The 21,408-nt window shown below is 59.4% G+C and carries 13 protein-coding genes; 7 read left to right on the top strand and 6 right to left on the bottom strand.

All coding sequences use genetic code 11. The annotated features are described in order from the left end of the window. Positions 1-42: 42 nt before the first annotated feature. Both PB2503_RS11055 and PB2503_RS11050 read left to right on the top strand, forming a co-directional pair. Entirely contained in the window at positions 43-1,281 is a 1,239-nt protein-coding gene (locus PB2503_RS11055; protein WP_013301342.1) for an efflux RND transporter periplasmic adaptor subunit, read from the top strand. 13 nt (positions 1,282-1,294) lie between these two features. Further along, the gene (locus tag PB2503_RS11050) at positions 1,295-4,510 is read left to right on the top strand and encodes an efflux RND transporter permease subunit (RefSeq protein WP_013301341.1); all 3,216 of its coding nucleotides are present in this window, start codon (positions 1,295-1,297) and stop codon (positions 4,508-4,510) included. A gap of 9 nt (positions 4,511-4,519) precedes the next feature. Here PB2503_RS11050 and PB2503_RS11045 read toward each other — a convergent pair whose 3' ends face one another. Together PB2503_RS11045 and PB2503_RS11040 are read right to left on the bottom strand one after the other, a co-directional pair. Continuing rightward, positions 4,520-5,560 (bottom strand): bile acid:sodium symporter family protein, encoded by a 1,041-nt coding sequence (locus PB2503_RS11045; protein ID WP_083811069.1) that lies wholly within the window; start codon positions 5,558-5,560, stop codon positions 4,520-4,522. A 32-nt stretch (positions 5,561-5,592) separates the two neighbouring features. Further along, positions 5,593-6,534, bottom strand: coding sequence for a hypothetical protein (locus tag PB2503_RS11040; protein ID WP_013301339.1), 942 nt, complete (start codon positions 6,532-6,534; stop codon positions 5,593-5,595). Positions 6,535-6,835: 301 nt separating this feature from the next. Between PB2503_RS11040 and PB2503_RS11035 the strand changes: the two genes are divergently transcribed. The 4 genes from PB2503_RS11035 (at position 6,836) to PB2503_RS11020 (ending at position 13,746) form a co-directional block, all read left to right on the top strand. Continuing rightward, positions 6,836-9,244, top strand: coding sequence for a TonB-dependent siderophore receptor (locus PB2503_RS11035; RefSeq protein WP_013301338.1), 2,409 nt, complete (start codon positions 6,836-6,838; stop codon positions 9,242-9,244). A gap of 236 nt (positions 9,245-9,480) precedes the next feature. Then, positions 9,481-10,809 (top strand): uracil-xanthine permease family protein, encoded by a 1,329-nt coding sequence (locus tag PB2503_RS11030; protein WP_013301337.1) that lies wholly within the window; start codon positions 9,481-9,483, stop codon positions 10,807-10,809. An 8-nt stretch (positions 10,810-10,817) separates the two neighbouring features. After that, the gene (locus PB2503_RS11025; protein ID WP_202944377.1) at positions 10,818-12,170 is read left to right on the top strand and encodes an 8-oxoguanine deaminase; all 1,353 of its coding nucleotides are present in this window, start codon (positions 10,818-10,820) and stop codon (positions 12,168-12,170) included. A gap of 22 nt (positions 12,171-12,192) precedes the next feature. Beyond that, positions 12,193-13,746, top strand: coding sequence for an amidohydrolase family protein (locus tag PB2503_RS11020; protein WP_013301335.1), 1,554 nt, complete (start codon positions 12,193-12,195; stop codon positions 13,744-13,746). On the opposite strand, the gene guaD is transcribed toward PB2503_RS11020, so the two are convergent. From guaD to xdhA, 4 genes are read right to left on the bottom strand one after another with little or no spacing between them, the layout of a single operon-like run. Next, complete coding sequence (gene guaD / locus PB2503_RS11015; protein WP_041534992.1) at positions 13,747-15,039, bottom strand: guanine deaminase; 1,293 nt, start codon at positions 15,037-15,039, stop codon at positions 13,747-13,749. Beyond that, positions 15,036-16,079 carry a xanthine dehydrogenase accessory protein XdhC gene (gene xdhC, locus PB2503_RS11010; RefSeq protein WP_013301333.1) on the bottom strand — a complete coding sequence of 348 codons (1,044 nt, stop codon included), beginning with the start codon at positions 16,077-16,079 and terminating at the stop codon, positions 15,036-15,038. Before xdhC ends, guaD begins: the two co-directional genes overlap by 4 nt. Then, positions 16,076-18,442: a xanthine dehydrogenase molybdopterin binding subunit gene (gene xdhB / locus PB2503_RS11005; protein WP_013301332.1), complete on the bottom strand. Its 2,367-nt coding sequence runs from the start codon at positions 18,440-18,442 to the stop codon at positions 16,076-16,078. The genes xdhC and xdhB overlap by 4 nt, the downstream gene beginning before the upstream one ends. Beyond that, positions 18,435-19,946, bottom strand: coding sequence for a xanthine dehydrogenase small subunit (xdhA, locus tag PB2503_RS11000; protein WP_013301331.1), 1,512 nt, complete (start codon positions 19,944-19,946; stop codon positions 18,435-18,437). The genes xdhB and xdhA overlap by 8 nt, the downstream gene beginning before the upstream one ends. A 148-nt stretch (positions 19,947-20,094) precedes the next feature. Between xdhA and PB2503_RS10995 the strand changes: the two genes are divergently transcribed. Beyond that, on the top strand, positions 20,095-21,393 hold the full coding sequence (locus PB2503_RS10995; RefSeq protein ID WP_013301330.1) for an NCS2 family permease: 1,299 nt from the start codon (positions 20,095-20,097) through the stop codon (positions 21,391-21,393). Positions 21,394-21,408: the final 15 nt, after the last annotated feature.

The following is a 21,408-nucleotide window of genomic DNA, read 5'->3' as shown; positions in this document are numbered from 1 at the left end:
ACAATGGAGGAACAGCGTTCCCGATGGGGGCAACGTGCTCAGGTGAGTGATCGCTCCCTGTCCAGCACGCATGTGGGGCTGCGCGCCGCCTTTCCTCTGATCATCCTGACGCTTGCTTGCGTCCTGCTCACGGCATGCGGTGAGCCGGCTGAAGCCCAGAGTGAGGCAAGGCAAGGACCCGCCCAGGCGGGGGTGCCGGTGACGGTTGAGGTCCTGTCGACGGAAACCGTGACCTTGACTTCCACCTTGCAGGGGCGGACCCGCGCTTACCGAACCTCAGAAATCAGGCCCCAAGTGACGGGATTGATCGAAGATCGCCTGTTTGAGGAGGGGGATAATGTTAAGGCTGGGGACCCCCTCTACGCCATTGAGAGCAGTGAGTACCGGGCAGAAGTGGCCAGTGCGGCCGCCGCGTATGAACGGAGCCGGGCGACGGCCCTTGTGGCGGAGCAGAATGCCAAGCGCTTTGCCTCGCTTGCCGAAATCGAGGCCATTAGTACCCAACAAAAGGATGAGGCTGACGCCGCCGTCGCCCAGAGCCGCGCCGATGTTTCCATGGCGAAGGCGGCCCTTGAGCGCGCGCGTATCGATCTCGAGCGGGCCGTGGTCCGCGCCCCGATCGACGGCACGATCGGTCGTTCGGTCGTTACGCAAGGGGCGTTGGTCACGGCCAATCAAAGCGCGGCCCTCGCGACGATCACCCAGCTCGATCCCCTCTATGTCGATCTGACCGCTTCGGCAGAGGATGTCATGAGGTGGCGTCGTCAGTTGCAATCGGAGGCTCAGTCCTCGGGCTCGGGGGCCGTTCCCGTGACGTTGAGCGGGAAGGAGGGCCAGCCGCTCTCCGAGAAAGGACGCCTGGAATTTTCCGAGGTCAGTGTGGATGAAGAGGCGGGTACCGTCATTCTGCGCGCGATCGTTCCTAATCCTGACCGGCTCTTATTGCCGGGCCTGTTCGTCAGGGCGACCCTTCCCACCGCTATTCTTGAAGATGTGATGGCCGTGCCCCAACAGGCGGTCCTGCGTACCCCTCGAGGGGAGCCCTATGTCTTTGTCGTGAATGAAGAGGGCATGGCTGAACAGCGTCCGGTCACGATCGTTCAGGCACAAGACGGTCAATGGATTCTCTCAGAAGGGGTCAAGGCGGGGGACCGGCTGATCACCGACGGCTTTCAGCGCGTCCAGCCCGGCGCGCCTGTCAGGGTGACAAATCCGCCTGCGGACAGGAACTCCGGCACCCGCGCCGCTGCCGGGGCTTCTACCGGGGCCGCTGCGCACTAAGGGAGGGGCCCCTATGGGGACGTTTTTCATCGATCGGCCGGTCTTGGCGTGGGTGATTTCTATCATCATCATGCTGGCTGGCGTCATGGCCCTCCGGGTCCTGCCGGTCGCTCAATATCCCGACATTGCCTCGCCTAGCGTGTCGATCAATGCCAATTATCCCGGGGCCTCAGCCAGAGCCGTTGAAGATTCGGTCACGCAGGTGATCGAACGGCAAATGACCGGGCTTGACGGTCTCACCTATTTCTCATCGACATCGAGTTCGTCGGGAACGAGTTCCATCACGCTCACCTTCTCGCCGGGAACGGATCCCGATATCGCTCAGGTGCAGGTGCAGAACAAACTGTCCCAGGCGACCCCCCTTCTCCCCGATGTGGTCCAGCGCCAAGGCGTGTCCGTCACGAAATCGAATAGCAGTTTTCTGCTGATCGTCGGGGCGACCTCGCCGACGGGGGAATATGACCAGACCGACATTGCCGATTGGTTGCGGTCCAATCTGGTCGATCCGGTTAGTCGAATCGATGGGGTCGGCAATCTTCAATTGTTCGGCGCGCAATATGCCATGCGGATCTGGCTTGACCCCGATCAACTCTCCGCCTTCGGTTTAACGCCTGGGGATGTTGTGGCGGCAATCCGAGAACAGAATACCCAAGTCTCTTCGGGAGAGCTGGGCGGGGCCCCTAGCCTTGCGGGTCAAGAGATCACCGCCACCATCACGCTTCAGTCTCTTTTGTCGACGCCTGAGGAATTCAAGAATATCTTTCTGAAGACTACCCAGGAGGGCGGCGACGTTCGGCTCCGCGATGTGGCGCGGGTTGAACTGGGGGCTGAGAGCTACAATTTCGTCGCCCTTTGGAACGGAAAACCTGCCTCGGGATTTGGGGTCAATCTGGCGGCGGGGGCAAACGCCCTTGATACCGCCGAAGCCGTCAAAGCGCGGATTGGTGAGCTGATCGAGCTAAACCTGCCCGAAGGGATGGAGATCATCTATCCCTTTGACTCAACGCCGTTCGTCGAAAAATCCATCCACGAAGTGGAGAAGACCCTTTATGAGGCCATCGGCCTTGTGCTCATCGTCATGTTGGTCTTCTTACAGAGTTTCCGCGCGACCATCGTGCCGATGATCGCCGTGCCCGTCGTCCTGCTGGGGACATTCGCCATCCTTCTTGCCTTCGGATTTTCGATCAACACCCTGACAATGTTTGCCATGGTGTTGGCTATCGGCCTTCTTGTGGATGATGCCATTGTGGTGGTCGAGAACGTCGAGCGGGTCATCGAGGAAGATGGCTTGTCCGCGCCTGAAGCGACCCGAAAATCGATGACTCAGATTACCGGGGCGTTGATCGGGATCGCCACGGTTCTCTCGGCCGTATTTGTGCCGATGGCCTTCTTCCCTGGATCGGCGGGAATCATTTACCGGCAATTCTCTATCACGATCGTGTCGGCGATGATCCTTTCCGTGGTCGTTGCCATTGTTCTTTCCCCCGCGCTTTGCGCGAAATTGCTCAAAGCGAAGCCGCACAAAGAAACGACGAAAGCAGAAGGGGCGGGGGCGTCGCCCGAGGGCAGAGGAATAGTGGCAGCGGCGGCCGACGGCTTTAATCGCGGCTTTACCGCAATGACGACGCGTTATGTGCGACTGGTCAAGGCGCTGGTCACCCGGTTCCAGGTCGTGGGGCTTGTGATCTATGGCGGCCTTTTGGTTCTCGCCGCTATATTGTTCCTCCGTATACCGACGGCGTTCCTGCCGAACGAAGATCAGGGGTCGGCAATCGTGCTTGCGCAATTACCGCCGCTTGCGACCCTCGACCGAACCGAGACCGTCATGGGATCGATCCGCGACTATTTCCTCGAAGATGAGGAGGAGGCTGTCCGGGGGTTGTTCACCATCTCTGGCTTTTCCTTCGCCGGCCAGGGCCAAAATCAGGGCCTTGCTTTTGTGCGGCTGAAGGATTGGGAAGAGCGGAAGTCGGAGGGGCTTGCGGCTAATGATGTCGCCGGTCGCGCGTCCGGTGCATTCTCCCAGTTTGTCGAAGGCCAAGCCTTCACCATCGTGCCGCCCCCCATCAGCTCACTTGGGAATGCCAGTGGCTTTAATCTCTATCTTCAGGATCGCGGGAATGTCGGACATGACGGCTTGCTGGCCGCGCGGAACCAATTATTGGGCATGGCGGCGCAGAACCCGAAAGTCGTTGGTGTGCGGCCGAACGGTCTTGAAGATAATCCGCAGTTCAATATCAAGGTCGATGCCCAAAAGGCCCAAGCTCTCGGGCTCTCCCTGGGCACGGTCAATACAACGCTCTCAACGGCTCTCGGGGGCCTCTATGTGAACGATTTCGTGGATCGTGGGCGGATCAAGCGGGTCTATGTGCAGGCCGAGGCCCCCTATCGTATGATGCCCGAAGACATCGAAAAGATCCGTGTTCGAAATGCAAGCGGGGATATGATCCCCCTCAATGCCTTCACGGAGATGGAGTGGAGCTACGGCTCACCACAGCTTCAGCGCTACAATGGTGTTTCCGCCATGAATATCCAGGGCCAGGCGGCGCCGGGCATCAGTTCCGGTGAAGCCATGGCCGAAATGGCGCGGATGATCGGTGACCTGCCCTCGGGCATCGGTTTTGAGTGGACGGGGCTTTCTCTCGAAGAGCAAACTTCTGGATCCCAGACGCCCCTTCTCTATGCGTTGTCGATCCTGATCGTCTTTCTTTGTCTGGCTGCTCTCTATGAAAGCTGGACGATCCCCGTCTCGGTCCTGCTGGTGATGCCATTGGGGATTGCGGGGGCGCTCCTTGCGACATGGTCGCGGGGGCTGGCCAACGACATTTTCTTTCAGGTCGGTATGCTGACGACGATTGGCCTCGCGTCGAAAAATGCGATCTTGGTCGTGGAATTTGCAAAAGATCTCGAGGCGCGGGGATATGCGCTGGTCGAGGCCACGGTCGAAGCGGCGCGGGTCAGATTGCGGCCGATCCTGATGACGTCGCTAGCTTTCGGCTTTGGGGTGGTCCCCCTGGCTCTTTCGAGCGGGGCGGGGGCCGCGGCGCGGACCGCGATCGGCAGCGCGGTAGTTGGAGGCGTTCTCGCGTCAACGATCTTTGGGATATTCTTTGCGCCGCTGTTCTATGTTCTGATCCGGCGTCTTACCGGGGCAAGGCGTCGCTCGGAGACGGCTTCGGCCGACACAGGGCCAGGGACAGAGCCGACAATTGCTCAGCCTGCGGAATAGACCAAAGGGCTAGTCCGTTTCATTGGCCTCTTCGCTCGCGGCTTGCCCAGCATAGCGCTGGGCCAAGAGGGCGCAGGCGATCAATTGTAATTGATGATAGAGCATGAGCGGCAGCAAGATCAGGCCGATTGCCCCGCTTCCGGCGAACAAGACTTGAGCCATCGGGGCCCCGTTGGCGAGACTCTTCGTCGAGCCGCAAAAGACGACTGACACCTCGTCGTGGCGGGAAAGGCCAATAGCCCGCGCCGCGAGGGTCACGAGAACCAGCGCGACCGCCAGAAGCATCATAACGAGGGCAATCGTTCCCGCCAATTGAACCGGGGAAACCGTCGACCATACCCCCGCTGCGGTAGACGACGCGAAGGCAGTATAGACGATCAGCAAAATGACCCCCCGGTCGAGGCGGGTGATCTTCGGCTTATGCCGCGTAATAAAATCTGCGATCAGGGGGCGGCATAATTGTCCCGCCGCAAAGGGCAGGAGCAGGACCTGGGCAATGTCGATGAGGGCCTGCTGATAGGAGAGGCTGCCGGTTCCCGAGGAGCCGATCATTGAGAGCAGTGCCGGGGTGACGACCAGCCCAATAAGGCCGGAGAGGGACGCGTTGAAGACGGCGACCGGCACATTTCCGCGCGCCGCTGCGGTCATCGCCACGGCGGAAGAAATCGTTGAGGGGAGGGCCGCGAGGAAAAAGAAGCCAAGGCGCAGCGAGTCCGATAAAAAAGGCCCGAGCGAATAATAGAAGACCAGTCCGATCAAGGGGAAGAGAACGAAGGTTGTCCCTTGGATCAGAAGATGGACCGGCCAACGGCGCGCGTTCTCGACGATGACTTGGCGAGGAAAGGCCGCGCCGTGCACGAAAAAGATCAGGGCAATGCCGACTTGCGTAACCATCTGTAGTCTGAGCGGTGATGAAGGCGCGCCAGGGCCCGGCACCAAGAACCCGGCCAGGGCCGTTGCTGCCATCGCCACGACAAAGGGATCGATACGTATCCGTTCCCTTATGGAGCGAGAGCCGGACGCTCCATCCGTTCGCCTTTCGTTACCCATAACGTGCCTTTCCATCCCGCTTGCCAAAGCCCTTATGGGATCTCGTCGTCCTTGGCGAGCGGGCTCGATGCGGGGCCGGGGGGGACGGCAAGGGCGTCGAGAGCTGAGAGATATTGGGCCCGAAAGACCGATAATCGCGCGACGAGATCGTCACTAAGATAGGTCTCGGCGTAGTGCTTGCCCTTGGGATCAACCCGCCAATCATTGGCGAGAAATCGGACGGACTTTGTCCCTTTTAGGAGAGTGATATCGGCGCGGCCCTCTGAGAATTGCCGCAATTGCCGATCTAGAGCCGTGACCACCCCTCGCTCATAGTCTGGGCGGTCCGATAGGGCGAGCACCAAAAAGCGATCCGCTTGGGGATAATACGTGAAGCCGAGATGAAGGTCGCCGTCGGCTTCACCAATCATCATACCGTAGAGGGATTTCAATGTCGTTTGATTGAGAAGGTCACTCTCCTCCCCCTCTTCGATCCAATAGGCCGGTGTCTCGATGGCGTCATCGGTCGGACACTGCACAAGGACGCTATCTTGGAAGAAAACATAGCCGAGGGCCGCGGCCAGTCTGTTGGCCTTGTCGGTCGGCGGGAAGTGGGCGGCCAGGGAGGGGCCCGTATGCCCACGATATCCGCCCCAGACCGGTCGGATATCGACCGAAAGAGCAGGGGCGACAGTGGATAAAATCCCCGCCGCCACGGGGGAGACGGATTTCAAGAACGCTTCGGCCTCGGCCGGGTTTGTCGCCAGGGCGTGAAGGGCTCTTTCTTGCTGCAGGCTAAGCTGATTTGCGGGCACATGATGGGGGAGAGCGGAGAAATTGATTTCGCAAGGGATCGGCTCTTCCTTCGCGATCGCTGGGGGGCCGCCGGCGGATATCAGCAGGCTGACAGCAAGGGACAGCGCCGCGCGCCAAGGGGTGGGGCGCCGGGCACGGCGTGACGGCTGAACGCGAGAGCTGAGAGGAAAACGTGTCATCAGTGACACAAGCTAGCGCAGATCGACCGATATGAGAAATATCCTGTTTACAATTTCGCAATTGCAAAAGTAGTGTCACAAATGTGACGCGGGTTTTGCGAGGGGCTGGGGGGCATCAAATGTCCTCCCTCGCTGTGCGTTTTCGCATTGATGACTTCGAATGAGTGACTGGGCGACAAGGGGAAGACTTATGCTCTCGATGACGGCAACATCATGCAATCAACCGGATACGGGATCGCAGAGGGGCCTCTCAAGAGGCAGCCGATCTTTGGTGAGCTCGCGCGCTCTGGTCGTGGCGCTGATGGGGTCTGCATTTGCTCTGCAGGGGGGCGCTTTCGCCCAGGAAGAAGAGCCGGAGGTTTTCACCGACACGATCGTCGTCGAAGGGAGCCTGAGGGCGCTGCCGGTGGAGGATGTGGGCTCGGTTTTTGGTTTTGACAAAGACCTTGTGGAAACGCCGCGCTCGGCGTCGACTATCAGTGCCGAGCAGATCGAGCGCTTCGGCATCACCGATATTTATGGCCTCGTTGCCCAAGCGCCGGGGACCTTCACCAACTCATTCTTTGGGATCGGGGGCGCTCTCGATATTCGCGGGACTCCCGGCGAAGTGTATTTCCGGGGGGTTCGTCGCCTCGACAATCCGGGCAATTATCCAACGCCTATCGGGGCGTCCGACCGAATCGATATCGTCCGGGGCCCCGCTTCTGTCATCTACGGTCCGTCCAAAACCGGCGGGTATATGAATTTCGTGCCCAAGACCGCGCGGGTTGCGGGGGGCGAGTTGATGACCGTTCCTGAGGGGGAAATAACTTATACGGGGGGGAGCTGGAACAAGAGTGTTCTCAGCGCCGCGCTCACGGGACCTGGTAACATTCTCGGTGAGGAGTTCGGCTATCATCTCTATGCTGAAGTCGAGGATTCGGGCAGCTATTACCGCAACATGTTCACCGAGCAGACGATCCTGCAGGGGGCGTTCGACAAATATATGTCGGATAATCTGCGGGTCGAATTCGGGTTTATGTACCACGATTTTTACGGCCAGCAGAACGGGGGCTGGAACCGTCTGACCCAGGAATTGGTGGACAATGGGACATATGTAACGGGGACCGCCCAAGCCGTGGATCAAAACGGCGATGGGGAATTGGGGCGCCGGGAATTCGATGCGGCCGGTGTGTTCAATCCGTTCGGTAACTTTGTTTGTGATCCGTCGGATGTTGCCAGTTTCGGGGTCGGCCCCGAAGGTATGACCGATGCGTGTCTGATGAACTCCCTCCCCGGTCTGGCTTTGACCGATGTTGGGGAGACGACCCTCGATCGTCGCAATGTATTGACCGGTGAGGATGACTTTCTCGAGAATAAAACCCTCACCTTCTATTTTGACTCGATTTACGAGAACGATGATGGGTTCGAGTTGATCAGCCAATTGTTCTTCGAAGGGTATGAGAACGAGAACGAAAACGACTATGGCTTCTCCCAATTCCATGACTCCTGGGTGATGGAAGGGAAACTCATCGTCAAAAAAGCGTTTGAGAACGATCTCGGCGTATTCACGACCCAGATTTCTCCGTCGATCAGATATACCGATTTTCTCCACGGAGATGATTTCGACTACGAATTTTTCCATCGGGCCGATCTGTCGAGCCCCAATCCTTATACCGCTCAGTCCGATAGGCTTTTGTCGACGGAGGGGGACGAGAATTATTCAACCTATGTCGAAGGCGATTACATCAATTACGGTCTTGCCGGGCTGTTCGACCTTGATTTCGAAATGGGTCTGAATGTCATTCTGGGGGTCCGCTACGATTACATCGATGCGGAATCGTTCAACCACACCGCCCGGCTCGACCCGGCGATTATTGGCAGCGATTACCTTCCCTCGGCGTCCGACGAAGACGATGGAGTCTCCTGGACGGCCAGCCTTTCCTACGATCTGCCCGGCGGAGTCGTGCCCTATGTGACGGCCTCGGAGCAATCGACGGTCGTTGCGGGACAGGGGGCGGAAATTACTGTCGACAATCTCGCCGCGGGTACATGGTTCAGCGCTTCGGAACTGCTTGAATTCGGGATCAAGGGCAGCTTCTTCGACGATCGTTTGTATACAGCGCTGTCGGTCTATGAACAGGAGCGGGTCGATTTTAACGCTCAGTCGATCACGGTGAACCAATCGGTCAAGACCGAAGGTCTTGAGGCGGAGTTTCGCTGGGCAGCGACCGATAATCTTCTGATCACCGGCGCCTATACCAAGACCGAGGTCGTCAACCTAACCGGTCTGGAAGAGGGGACATTGTTCAGTTTCTTCGGAGCGGAAGACTTGGTGAATGTCAGCGATCCGTCCCTGTTCTATGGGGCGCAGCCGATTGGGCTCCTCACCATTCCGGATGAAGATGCGGCCCGTCGCGCCGGGATCCCGGAAAATATCTACTCTCTCACCGCGACTTACGCTTTTGATAATGGGTTGTCCTTGAGCGGCAGCGTGGTCGATGTCGAGGAGGTATTCTCGGGTCAGTCCCAAGCGGTCGAATTGCCGGCTTACACGCTCGTCGATGCCAGCGCGTCCTATGAGTATGAGAACTGGTTGTTCCAGGCGACGGTCAAAAACCTGACGGACGAGGAATATTTCCGCGCGAACTTTACGGAGCTCTTCGGCAGCACCATCGTTCTTCCGGAAATGCCGCGGAGCTTCCAGGCATCGGTTGTCTATAAGTTCTGAGGGCAGACCGATCGCCTATCTCCCGAGTGCCCCCCGGTCCTTCACACTCTCGGACCGCGGGGCTGCGGGGCGGCAGGGGGAGGTGACGGACGTGGCCGTCCTCAACGAGCGTAACGCAAGAAGGGGAGGGTCGTTTGAATAGGAACGTCACTCTCTCCCCCTCATCATCCGACAGCGGAGAGTCCTCGGGCCGTAAATCAGTAAACACCGATGAAGACATTGATCGGGGAGCTGCAATGTCTGGATCGTATCGCGATCCAGATTATTTTCCGCCCCTTGGCGTGTCGATTCTGCTCGGGGTGCAGCACATCCTCGCTATGTTTGTGAGCAATGTGACCCCGGCCGTCATCGTGGCGGGGGCGGCGGGTATTGGCTTTGGCGCGGCCGACCAAACGCCCCTCATTGTGATGATTCAGGCGTCGATGGTCTTTGCGGGGGTTGCCACCCTTCTCCAGACCATCAGTCTTGGACCGATCGGGGCACGATTGCCGATTGTTCAGGGCACCAGCTTTGCCTTTCTACCAATCATGATTCCCCTTGTCAGTGGAGGTGGGGTATCCTCCTTGTCGGCGCTCTATGGCGGGGCGCTATGCGGGGGGATCTTTCATTTGCTCCTTGCCCCCCTCGTGCCGAGGATTCGCTTCGCCTTGCCGCCTCTCGTCACGGGACTGGTCGTCCTCATGATCGGGCTGTCATTGATCCGCGTTGGGATCCAATATTCCGCTGGGGGCGTCCCGTCCCAAGGGACGGCGGCTTTTGGCCGAGGGGAGAGCTGGGCGTTGGCCCTGGTCGTTATGATGGCGACCCTTGGCTTCAAATTCTTTGGCCGGGGATTGCTCTCTACGGCGTCGGTCCTATTGGGAATTCTTACCGGCTACGCGGTGGCTGCGGTCTTTGGCCGGATCGACACGGTCGCCGTGAGCGATGCCGCATGGTTCTTGTTGCCGGAGCCTTTGCCCTTCGGCGTCTCGTTTTCGGCGGCGGCGATCGTCTCCTTCTGTCTGATTGTCCTCGTCTCGGGGATCGAAACCATCGGCGATGTCTCGGCCATCACCCAATCAGGCGCCGGTCGGCGCGCCACGGATCGGGAGCTGACGGGCGCCACCTTTGCCGATGGGGCAGGGACCTTGATCGCCGCGCTATTCGGGGGGCTGCCTAATTCCTCTTTTAGCCAGAATGTCGGTCTCGTGGCGATGACCGGGGTGATGAGCCGCCATGTTGTAACCCTCGGGGCGGTTTTCCTCGTTCTTTGCGGCCTGGTCCCAAAGATCGGTGCTGCGATCGTGACCATCCCCATTGAGGTGTTGGGGGGCAGTGTGGTCATCATGTTTGGGATGGTGGCCGCAGCAGGCTTGTCGATGCTAAGTGAGGTGACATGGTCGCAACGAAACCTGCTGATCTTCGCAACCTCGCTGTCGGTCGGTTTAGGTCTCCAATTGGTTCCTGATGCCTTGCAACATCTGCCCTCCCTCGCCCAAATCCTCCTTGCTTCCGGCGTTCTGCCGGCCGCTTTTCTCGCTATTGTCATGTCACTCGCGCTTCCGCCATTAGAGGACAAAGAGTGAAAGGCCGTGTGCTGATCACAGACCCGGCAGTCATTGTCACCATGGATGATGATCAGCGGGAGTGGGAGGGAGGCTATATTCTCATCGAGAACGGGGTGATCACCGATCTCGGCACCCCGGGGGCCATCCCCCCAAAGACGGAAGGCAATCTGACGTTCTTCTCGGCCCGTGATTGTGTGGTTACGCCGGGTCTTGTGAACACCCACCATCATTTGTTTCAGTCGATCACCAAGGCCGTGCCGGCGGCGCTCGATGTGCCGCTATTTGGGTGGTTGAAGACACTCTATCCCCTGTGGCGGCGTCTGACGCCCGAAGATGTCGACGCGGCGGTCAGTCTTGGGCTTGCTGAACTGGTTCTATCCGGGTGTACCCTGACCAGTGATCACCACTATCTTTATCCCAACGGTATCCAGCTCGACGATACAATCGCCGCGGCCCAGACAATAGGGGTGAGATTTCACGCAACCCGCGGGTCGATGAGTATCGGTCAGTCTAAGGCGGGGCTGCCCCCGGATGATCTCGTCGAGGACGAGGCGGCAATCCTCAAAGACTGCGAGCGGTTGATCGAGCGTTATCACGATCCCTCAGATGGCAGTATGCTCCGTATTGCCCTGGCTCCCTGCTCGCCCTTTTCGGTGAGCCAGGAATTGATGCGACAAACGGCACAGATGGCCCGGGCCAAAGGCGTGATGCTGCACACCCATCTTGCTGAGAATGTAGAAGACGTTCGCTTCTCCCTCGACCGATTTGGGTGCCGCCCTGGTCACTATGCCGAGGATCTTGGCTGGGTAGGAGAGGATGTCTGGCACGCGCACTGCGTTCAGTTGACTGAGGAAGAGCAATTTCTGTTCGGTCGGACCCGCACGGGTGTTGCCCATTGCCCGTGCTCAAATGGCCGGCTTGGGTCGGGTATCGCGCCGATCGTGGGCTATCTGCGCCATGGGGCGCGGGTGGGGCTTGGAGTTGACGGGTCGGCGTCAAACGATTCAGGCGATCTGATCGGCGAGGCGCGTCAGGCTTTGCTCATGCAACGGGCGAAAGAGGGGGCGGACGCGCTCTCCGCTCGGGCTGCCCTTCGTCTTGCCACCCGCGGCGGCGCCGAGACCTTGGGGCGATGCGATACGGGACAATTGGCGGTGGGGATGCGGGCCGATCTTGCCTTTTGGCCGCAAGGCGAACTTGCCGCCGCGGGGGCCTGGGACCCTGTCGCTGCGCTCATTCTTTGTGCGCCACGTCGACCGAGCCATGTCATGGTGGAAGGCCGGCTTATCGTCGAGGAGGGGCGCCTGACCATGGCTGATGAGGGGCACCTCGTGGCAAGATTGAACCGACTGGCAGAGCGCCTTAAAACGCTGGCCTAACGACGATGAAATGGGGCTGACAATGCGCATTCTCCTCAGCGTTTTCGCGCTACTGGCGGCGGGTAACGTGGTGTCCTGCGGGGAGGATACCCGGCCGACCGAAGCGACGGCGGCTTTCTTCGAAGAGATAAGGGGCGACTTCACGCAAGGGAGAGCGTTTCTTCAAGCAATGCCAAAGGGTGGCGATCTGCATACGCATTTGCCTGGAGCGGTATATGCAGAGAGCTTGATCGAATGGACGGCGGATGGGGCTGAGGACCCGGAGCTCTGTTACGCCGCGGAGGACCCTGCGTTCGTTCCCTGTAGTCAGGTCGAGGAGATCGCGTCGTCCTGCTCGGCGGGGACAAATGTGCGAGTCAGTGTCCTTATAACGGACGAAGATTGTCGCAGCGCAGCTATTGAGTCGTTTTCGGTGCGGAATTTCGCCCCTTCGGGTAAGCCTGGGGACAATTCCGGGGCGGACCATTTCTTTTCGACCTTCGATCGTTTCTATCCCGCCTTTCGGGCTTATCGCGGGGAAAGCCTTGCCTGGATCAGAGAAACGGCGGCCCTTCAGAATATTGTCTATGTCGAGCCCATATGGTCTTTGGGGATTCCCATCCCTGCCCAGATGGGGGTCACCGAAACACTTAATGGTGAGACCGACGCGGACTTTGCCGCCTATGAAGAGGCGTTGATGGCGGGGGGCATGGCCGAATTGGTGTCGTCCGGGCGCGCCCTTCTTGCCGAGATGGCGGCAGAGGCCGACGCCATTTTGCGCTGCGACTCCGACACGCCCGCACCCGGCTGTGCCGTCGCGTATCGCCAATTAGGGGCAGCTGTCAGGACGCTCCCGCCGGAATTGGTCTTCTCGCAGATAATGCTGCACTTTATGATTGCGGCGGAGGACCCTCTGAGTGTTGGTGTCAATATTCTGGCACCGGAACATGCTGCCATCGCCCTCCGCGATTATCGTCTCCATATGAAGATGTTCGCTTATTTTGCAGAGAAATATCCCGAAGTGGGGTTTACCCTTCATGCCGGTGAGCTGTGGTCAGGGCTGACCGAGCTTGAGGATATGACCTATCATATCCGTGAGGCGGTCGATGTGGCGCGGGCGCGCCGAATTGGGCACGGCGTGGGTATCGGCTATGAGACGGATGCGCCCGCGCTATTGCAACAAATGGCCGACCAGGGCGTAACGGTTGAGATCAACCTGACGAGTAATGAGGTCATTTTAGGGGTTAAGGGGGACCAACACCCGATCACCACCTATCGGCAGTTTGGTGTCCCCATCGTTCTGTCGACGGATGACGAAGGCGTGCTGCGAAACGATTTGACGACAGAGTATCAATTGGCGGCTGAGCGATACGATCTGTCCTATGAGGATCTGAAGACCCTTTCTCGGCAGAGCTTGCAATCGTCTTTCCTGCCGGGGGCGCCCCTGTTCGAAGATGTTGCGGCAGGTCGCCTCATTTCGGCCTGTCGCGGACGCTTTGACAGCCGGGCTTGCCGACGCTTCGCCGATGACAGCGAAAAAGCGCGATTGCAGATCGACCTCGAACGGCGCTTTGCCGCGTTCGAAGACGCCTATTGATCATTTCACACGCCGACCGTCGATATAGGTCCGGGCGATGGCGCGGTCATCGCCTAGGATGGCGAGCGCGAAGAGACGGTCTTCGAGACGCGGCGCATTGGCCATGCGACGGCCGATGAGCGATGTCGCTTTCATATCAAGAACCACAAGATCCGCCTCCGTCCCCGGCGCCAATGTGCCAATGGCGTGGTCAAGCGAAAGGGCTTTGGCGCCGCCGAGTGTGGCCATATAAAACGCCTCACAGGGGGGGAGAGGGGCACCGCGCAATTGGCCCACCTTGTAGGCTTCGCCCATCGTGCTGAGGAGGGAAAAGCTTGTCCCCGCCCCTATATCCGTCCCCAAACCGATGGAAAGGTTTGCCTGCTTGCACTTCTCATAATCGAACAATCCACTGCCAAGAAAAAGATTTGATGTCGGACAAAAGGCGATGGAACTGCCTGCGTCGGCCAGTCGGGTCCGTTCCCGGTCGGTAAGGTGGATACAATGGGCAAAGACGGATCGTGACCCCACTAAATTGAAGGTGTCATAGGTATCAAGATAGCCCTCGCATTCGGGAAAAAGGGAGGTGACCCAAGCAATTTCCGAGGGGTTTTCCGACATATGGGTCTGGAGATAGAGAGAGGGGGTTTCGGCAAGAAGCCGCCCCGTCATGGCGAGTTGGTCGGGAGATGATGTCGGCGCGAAGCGAGGGGTGAGCGCATATGACAAGCGCTGATATCCGTGCCATTTCTCGATCAAGTGTCGACAGGCGGCTTCTCCATAATCAGCGCCATCCAATAATCCCTCTGGGGCGTTGCGATCCATCAGCACCTTTCCGGCGATCATCCGCATATTGATCGCAGCGGCCTCAGAGAATAGGTGGTCGACGGCCTCGGCATGGACGGTGCCAAACACCAACGCGGTGGTCGTTCCATGCCGGATAAGTTCGTCAGTGAAGGCTCTTGCAACCTCTCGGCTATGTGCTGCATCCGCAAAAGCCAACTCTGTTGGAAAAGTATAGTTGGCAAGCCAATCGAGAAGTTGCTCCCCGTAGGATGCTATCATATCCGTTTGAGGAAAATGTGTGTGAAGATCAATGAGGCCAGGGATGACGAGGGCGTCCTTTATCTCTTCGGGAGAGATCTGGCTCGGAAGCTGACCGACCAACTGATCGAAGGGCCCGGCCATCTGAATACGGCCCCCCGATAGAAAGATCAGGCCATCCTCGTGATAGACAAGGGCGTCCGGGTGATGAGCTGGATCAGCACGTAGCCAGGCGAGGGAGGACCGGAGAGCAAGTGGTGGGGCTGTCATTCCGCGGCGATGAGTTGGGTGGTGGGAGCGGTGAGAGAGAGGCCCGAATCGATGGCTTCTTCATCCCGCTGGAGGAGGCCCGCTGCGATATCGATCGCAATCGCGGCGGGGGTTTTCCCCTTAAGCACACCCGCCCCGATGGGGCAGGTCAGATCAGAACACCGCAGCTCCGTCACCCCATCCTGCCTCAGCCGTCTAAGGAAACGCTGATTTTTCGTCCGGCTCCCAATCAATCCGCACAGGCCTGTTGCCGGCGAACTGAGAATGTTCAAAACGATCATATAGTCGAGTTCGTGGGAGTGAGTGAGCACGACGAAGTCTGAGTTGAGGGGAAATCGGGATCGTTCGGCGGCCGGCATCTCCGTCAGATAGGTCTTGAGGGGCAAAGCCGCGAGGGCGGAAAGGCTCTCGGCGCGCGTGTCGATCACTGCGACGGGACGGTCCGTTTGGCACATGATATGCGCGAGACGTTGACCGACATGGCCTGCACCGAAAATCACGACAGGACGGGGCGGGGGCGAAAGATGTTCGTAGACGGCGGCCACATGGGATAGGGGATCGTTGGCGGTGAGGGGGCGGTCGCTTTTGTCGACAAGGACGATCCGGTCGTGGGCCTGCTCCGGCCAGGCTGCTTGGGAGATGGGGATGGTCGATCGCGTATTTTGCCCCCACTCGGTTTTGATATAGGCCCCAGACGATCCGTTATCTCCGGCGGATAGCCAGTTGAGGTCTTCGCGCCCGAGGCGTTCGATCAGAAGGCGGGCAAAACCGCCGCAGCATTGCTGAAGAATCGGCCCTAAAGGGTAATCCTGGAGACGATAGGTCAGGTCCGGTTGGGCGAGGAGGCGCCGGGCCTGATCGGTCGCCTGCCATTCCAACTGGCCGCCCCCTATGGTTCCCGCCGTTGAGGTCTCGGTCACGACCATTTTGGCGCCGGCTTCACGGGGGGTTGATCCCCGTACACTGCATTGCCGGATCAGGGCGACGGGGTGCCCTTCCGTCAGGGCCGAAATGGCCGCGTGTCGCCAGTCGACACTCACGAGACCCCTTTCGCCCCCGGTTCCATCCGCCGCCGGATATCCTCGATCGCCATAAGGATCGCTTCAGGGGTGGCGGGGGCTTGAAGCGCGGGAAAGACCCGATGCTCGCCCACCGCTGCGACAGCATGGGTGAGCGCAGAGAAGACAGAGATCGCGAGCATGAAGGGCGGTTCGCCCACGGCTTTTGACCGGTGGATCGTCTCTTCCTTGTTCTCTCCCCGCTCCCAAATATCGATGGTAAAGGCGGCCGGGCGGTCCCGCGCAGTGGGGATTTTATAGGTCGACGGCGCGTGGGTGCGCAGACGCCCCTCTGAATCATAGACCAGTTCCTCACTTGTCAGCCAACCGAGCCCCTGGATGAATCCCCCTTCGATCTGTCCACGGTCGATCGCCGGATTGAGGGAGCGCCCGACATCGTGAAGAATATCGACCTTCATGACGCGGCTTTCCCCCGTTGTCGCATCAATGGCCACCTCACTGACAGCGGCGCCATAGGCATAATAGTAGAACGGCCGTCCACGATGGGTCGCCCGGTCATAGTGGATTTTCGGCGTTCGATAAAATCCGGTTTGCGACAGCGAAATGCGCGCGCGATAGGCCGCGGCCACAATTTCGGTAAAGGTAAGGGGGACATTCCCTACATAGACCTTGCCGCTGCGGAAATGAATCTCCTCGGGCGAAACCCCATATCGGTCTGCGGCAAAAGCGGTCAGCCGATGTTTGATTTCGCGGGCCGCATTGGCTGCGGCCATACCGTTGAGGTCTGAACCGGAGGAGGCGGCGGTCGCCGAGGTGTTGGGGACTTTGTCCGTACGGGTCGATGTCACGCGTATCCGCTCAAGATCGATCTGAAATTCTTCGGCAACGACCTGGGCCACCTTTGTCATGAGGCCCTGACCCATCTCCGTGCCGCCGTGGTTCACCTGGACGCTGCCGTCGAGATAGACATGCACAAGCGCCCCCGCCTGATTAAGGTGGGTCGAAGTGAAGGAGATCCCGAATTTCACCGGCGTAAGAGCAATCCCGCGTTTGAGGACCGGGCTTTCGCGATTGAACGCGTCAATGGCCGCCCGCCTCTCCCGATAGTTTGCCTCAAGAGCAACACGTTCAATCAGCTCACGCGCGATACCGTCGTCCACCGTCTGGCCGTAAGGGGTCAGATTGCGGCCTTTCCGGTAGAGATTGGCGAGGCGAATATCTAAGGGGTCAGCATTCAGCTCAAAAGCGATCTGATCCATCATCCGCTCACCAGCCAGCATGCCCTGGGGGCCGCCAAACCCGCGAAAGGCGGTGTTGGAGACGGTGTGGGTACGATACCGATGGGAGGTGATCGCCGCGAGGCCTAGGAAATATGTGTTGTCCACATGAAACATGGCGCGGTCATTAACGGCCATGGACAGATCCGTAGAATGACCACATCTCGACGATAGCTCGACATGGGCGCCGATCATGCGGCCCTCGTCATCGATACCTGCCTCATAGGCTGCTTGAAAATCGTGACGCTTACCCGTCATGATCATGTCTTCGTCCCGGGTCAGACGACATTTCACCGGCCGACCGGTCAGACTGGCGGCGAGGGCCGCGGCGGTCGCGGGGAGGGCAGGGTGGGTTTCCTTGCCCCCAAACCCACCGCCCATGCGGCGGGTCTCGACAACGATGTCGTGATCGGCGCGACCGAGAACCTGAGCAATCAGATGCTGGGCCTCGGTGGGGTTCTGGGTCGAAGAAAAGACGTGCAATTCGCGATCCTCACCGGGAATCGCCATGGCGATCTGTCCTTCGAGGTAGAGGTGGTCCTGCCCGCCAATCGTCAGATCTCCCCTTATCCGATGCGGGGCCTCCGCGATATGTCGGCGGACCTCTTCGACCGGGGCGCCCATATGTTGGGTCTCTTCGATGAGGGAGCCGTGCTGGCTGGCCGCCTTTATGTCGAGATAGGCGGGCAGATCGCCATAGCTCACCTTGGCGCGGCTGGCCGCTCGCCTCGCGCCGTCATAACTTTCCGCCACGACAGCGAAAATCGGCTGGCCATGAAAGACGACTTCATTCTCCGCAAATAGCGGATCATCCTTAATCACAGGGCCGATATCGTTCCGGCCAGGGATCATATCGGCGGTCAATACCGCAACCACGCCTGGATAGTTGCGCACGGCGGAGAGGTCGCAATTGAGGATAGTCGCATGGGCTTTCGTCGATACACCAAAGGCGAGATGGAGAAGGCCGGGCGGCTCTGGGAGGTCGTCGATATATTTCGCGGTCCCGCTGACATGACGGACCGCACTTTCATGGGCGACGGATTGTCGGACCCCGCCCCTAATCTCTCTGGTCTGTTCAGGGTGTTGGGGCTCGCCATGGTCAGGCATTGGTGGCCTCCACCGCGATCGGCGGGATGTCGTACAGATCGATCGGTGCCGTTGAGGCATCGACCTCCCTCATCATCGCAGCCAACAGGGCCTGGGCGGCCGCCTGTCGATACGCCGCCGTGGCGCGCAGATCGCTCAAGGGGGTGAAATCCTTTGTGAGAGCACGCAGCGCCGGAGCTATCCCCTCCATGCTCAATCGAGCGCCCGCCAAGGCGGCTTCACAGCCATGGGCGCGCCTTGGTGTCGCGGCCATGCCGCCAAAGGCGACGCGCGCCGAACGGATAATCCCCTCACTGACGTGAAGGGAGAAGGCACCGCAGACGGCGCTGATGTCTTGGTCGAAGCGTTTGGAAATTTTGCGAAAGGCGACAAGTTGATCAGGAGACCGCTTCGGCACGATAATCGCCTTCACGATTTCGTCCGGTCGCAGATCTTGCTTGCCGTAATCGAGGAAAAATTCCTCAAGGGGCAGCCGCCGCTCCCCCGACGAGGAGGCGAGGACCAAGGTGGCCCCAAGGGCAATTAGGGCCGGAGGGCTATCCCCGATAGGAGATCCATTGGCAATATTGCCGCCGATCGTGCCCGAATTTCGGACCTGTGTCGCCCCAAGTCGGCTGAGAAAACGACCGAAGGCGGGATAGAGCGCGACCAGCGGCCCTAAGGCATCGGTATACCTTACACCGGCGCCAATCGTCAGCACGGTATCGTCTTCCGTCACCGACCGCAATTCCTCAACGTCGTTGACCGAAATAATTTCAATCAACACACGGAAGTCCTTGTTCACCCATAGGGCGACATCTGTCGCGCCCGCCACAAGCGTCGCGTTCGGATAGGTCGCTTTCAGGGATAACAGGGCCGCGAGACTTTTGGGGGCGAAGAAATGCTTCGTCGTGGCGGTGGCCGGTTCGTCGTAACGATAGGCAAGGGGGGAGGTCCGCGCGAGACTATCCAGCCGCCGATGCGCGGCCTCCTCGTCGATCTTCAGCCCCTCGGCGGGAAGGGAGGTCATCATGTCTCCCGCCTGCTGAATGGGGCCATAGCCTGTGCAGCGGCAGAGATTCCCCGCCAGGCAGTCATTGAGATCCCCAGACATGCAATCGTCCTTCCCCTCATATCGGGCGAATAAGGACATCACAAAGCCAGGGGTACAAAAGCCGCATTGCGAGCCGTGGCAGGTGACCATGGCTTGCTGAACGGGGTGCAGCCGCTCACCGGTGGAGAGCGCCTCGACCGTGATGACCTCACGTCCATCGACCATGGGCAAAAAGAGGGTACACGCATTGAGTGCGCGATAGCGTATTTTCCCGCGTCGCCGCTCTCCCACGACAACCGTACAGGCGCCGCAATCGCCCTCCGCGCATCCTTCCTTCGTTCCGGTAAGGCGCGCGTCATAACGCAGCCAAGAGAGCAAGGAGGAGGTGGGGTCCGGGCGCGCGATCGATCTGACCTCTCCATTGAGGACGAATCTCACCCGGTCATCGGAAGTGTCGCTTTGATCGACCATAAGCCGATCTTACGCAAAATCTTTCGTTTATGGCCAGAGGGCAGCCGTTTTTGCCAAAACCTCTTGCGTGTGCGTAGATCGCCTTGGCAGGACGGCCAGTTGGGGCCAGCCGGGGAAGCCTGAGAGACGGTTGAGGAGTTGGGACAGAATGATCGAGCGGCTTTTTGGTCTTGAGGCACAGGGGACGACGGTCAGTCGCGAAATCATTGCGGGCGTAACGACCTTTTTGGCCATGGCCTATATTATCGTCGTCAATCCGTTGATCCTCTCCGAAGCGGGCATGGACAGCGGCGCCGTCTTTGTTGCGACCTGTCTGGCCGCCGCGATTGGCACGGCGATTATGGGCGTTCTCGCCAATTATCCGATCGCTCTCGCCCCCGGGATGGGGCTCAATGCCTTTTTCACCTATGGGGTTGTCCTCGGCCTGGGGATCCCATGGGAGGTCGCCCTCGGCGCGGTCTTTTTCTCCGGCGTCATCTTTATCGCTCTCACCCTGCTGCCCATACGCGAGTGGATCATCAACGCGATCCCCCTTGAGCTGAAACAGGCGATCACGGCGGGTCTGGGACTGTTTTTAATCATCATAGGGCTGAGCAGTGTGGGAATGATCGCCGACCACCCCGTCACCCTTGTGACCTTGGGCAATCTGGCCGAACCCACCCTTTGGCTGGCCGCCTTTGGCTTTTTGATCATCGGCGTTCTTGAGGCCTTGAAGGTCCCTGGCGGCATTATTCTCGGGATTGGTGCGACGACGCTTGCCGGGGTGATCTTGGGCATCTCTCCTGTGCCGGGCGTGGTGGCGCCGCCGCCGTCGATTGCGCCGACCCTCTTCGCCCTTGATCTTCAACAGGCGTTCAATCTAGCGTTGGTCAGTGTCGTGATCTCCTTTCTTTTCGTCGATCTGTTTGACACGGCGGGAACGCTTGTCGGCGTGGCCCAGCGTGCGGGACTGCTCGACGAGAATGGCAAGTTGCCGCGTTTGAGATTGGCGCTCTTCGCTGACAGTACGGCGACGCTCATCGGCTCCCTTCTTGGGACGTCCAGCACCACCAGCTATGTGGAGAGTGCAGCGGGCGTCAGGGCAGGGGGGCGCACCGGTCTGACAGCCCTGACCGTCGCGCTACTCTTCCTGCTGGCCTTATTCTTTGCTCCCCTGGCGGGCGCGGTTCAGAGTTATGCCACCGGACCCGCCCTTGTCTTTGTCGGGTGCGTCATGGTGAGGGGGCTGACCGAGGTCGATTGGGACGATGTGACGAGTTTCGTGCCGGCCGTGGTCACGGCGGTCGCAATGCCTTTGACGTATTCCATCGCCACGGGGATCGGGCTTGGGTTCATCACCTATGCGGTGCTGAAACTCCTGACCGGGCGGATTGCCCAGGCCACGCCCGGCGTCCTTATCCTCGCCCTGTTGTTTCTTGTAAAATTCGCGTTGATCGACGCCGCCTAACGCCGTGTCGATCAC

It is taken from the genome of Parvularcula bermudensis HTCC2503, assembly GCF_000152825.2.
In the GTDB taxonomy this organism is placed as follows: domain Bacteria; phylum Pseudomonadota; class Alphaproteobacteria; order Caulobacterales; family Parvularculaceae; genus Parvularcula; species Parvularcula bermudensis.
This window is presented reverse-complemented; position numbering and strand designations above follow the sequence as displayed.

Bases quoted from the DNA above. Each gene is read 5' to 3' on its own strand.
- PB2503_RS11050 (WP_013301341.1), top strand. From the start codon at position 1,295: ATGGGGACGTTTTTCATCGATCGGCCGGTCTTGGCGTGGGTGATTTCT.
- PB2503_RS11045 (WP_083811069.1), bottom strand. From the start codon at position 5,560: ATGGGTAACGAAAGGCGAACGGATGGAGCGTCCGGCTCTCGCTCCATA.
- PB2503_RS11040 (WP_013301339.1), bottom strand. From the start codon at position 6,534: ATGACACGTTTTCCTCTCAGCTCTCGCGTTCAGCCGTCACGCCGTGCC.
- PB2503_RS11035 (WP_013301338.1), top strand. From the start codon at position 6,836: ATGGGGTCTGCATTTGCTCTGCAGGGGGGCGCTTTCGCCCAGGAAGAA.
- PB2503_RS11030 (WP_013301337.1), top strand. From the start codon at position 9,481: ATGTCTGGATCGTATCGCGATCCAGATTATTTTCCGCCCCTTGGCGTG.
- PB2503_RS11020 (WP_013301335.1), top strand. From the start codon at position 12,193: ATGCGCATTCTCCTCAGCGTTTTCGCGCTACTGGCGGCGGGTAACGTG.
- guaD (WP_041534992.1), bottom strand. From the start codon at position 15,039: ATGACAGCCCCACCACTTGCTCTCCGGTCCTCCCTCGCCTGGCTACGT.
- xdhB (WP_013301332.1), bottom strand. From the start codon at position 18,442: ATGCCTGACCATGGCGAGCCCCAACACCCTGAACAGACCAGAGAGATT.
- xdhA (WP_013301331.1), bottom strand. From the start codon at position 19,946: ATGGTCGATCAAAGCGACACTTCCGATGACCGGGTGAGATTCGTCCTC.
- PB2503_RS10995 (WP_013301330.1), top strand. From the start codon at position 20,095: ATGATCGAGCGGCTTTTTGGTCTTGAGGCACAGGGGACGACGGTCAGT.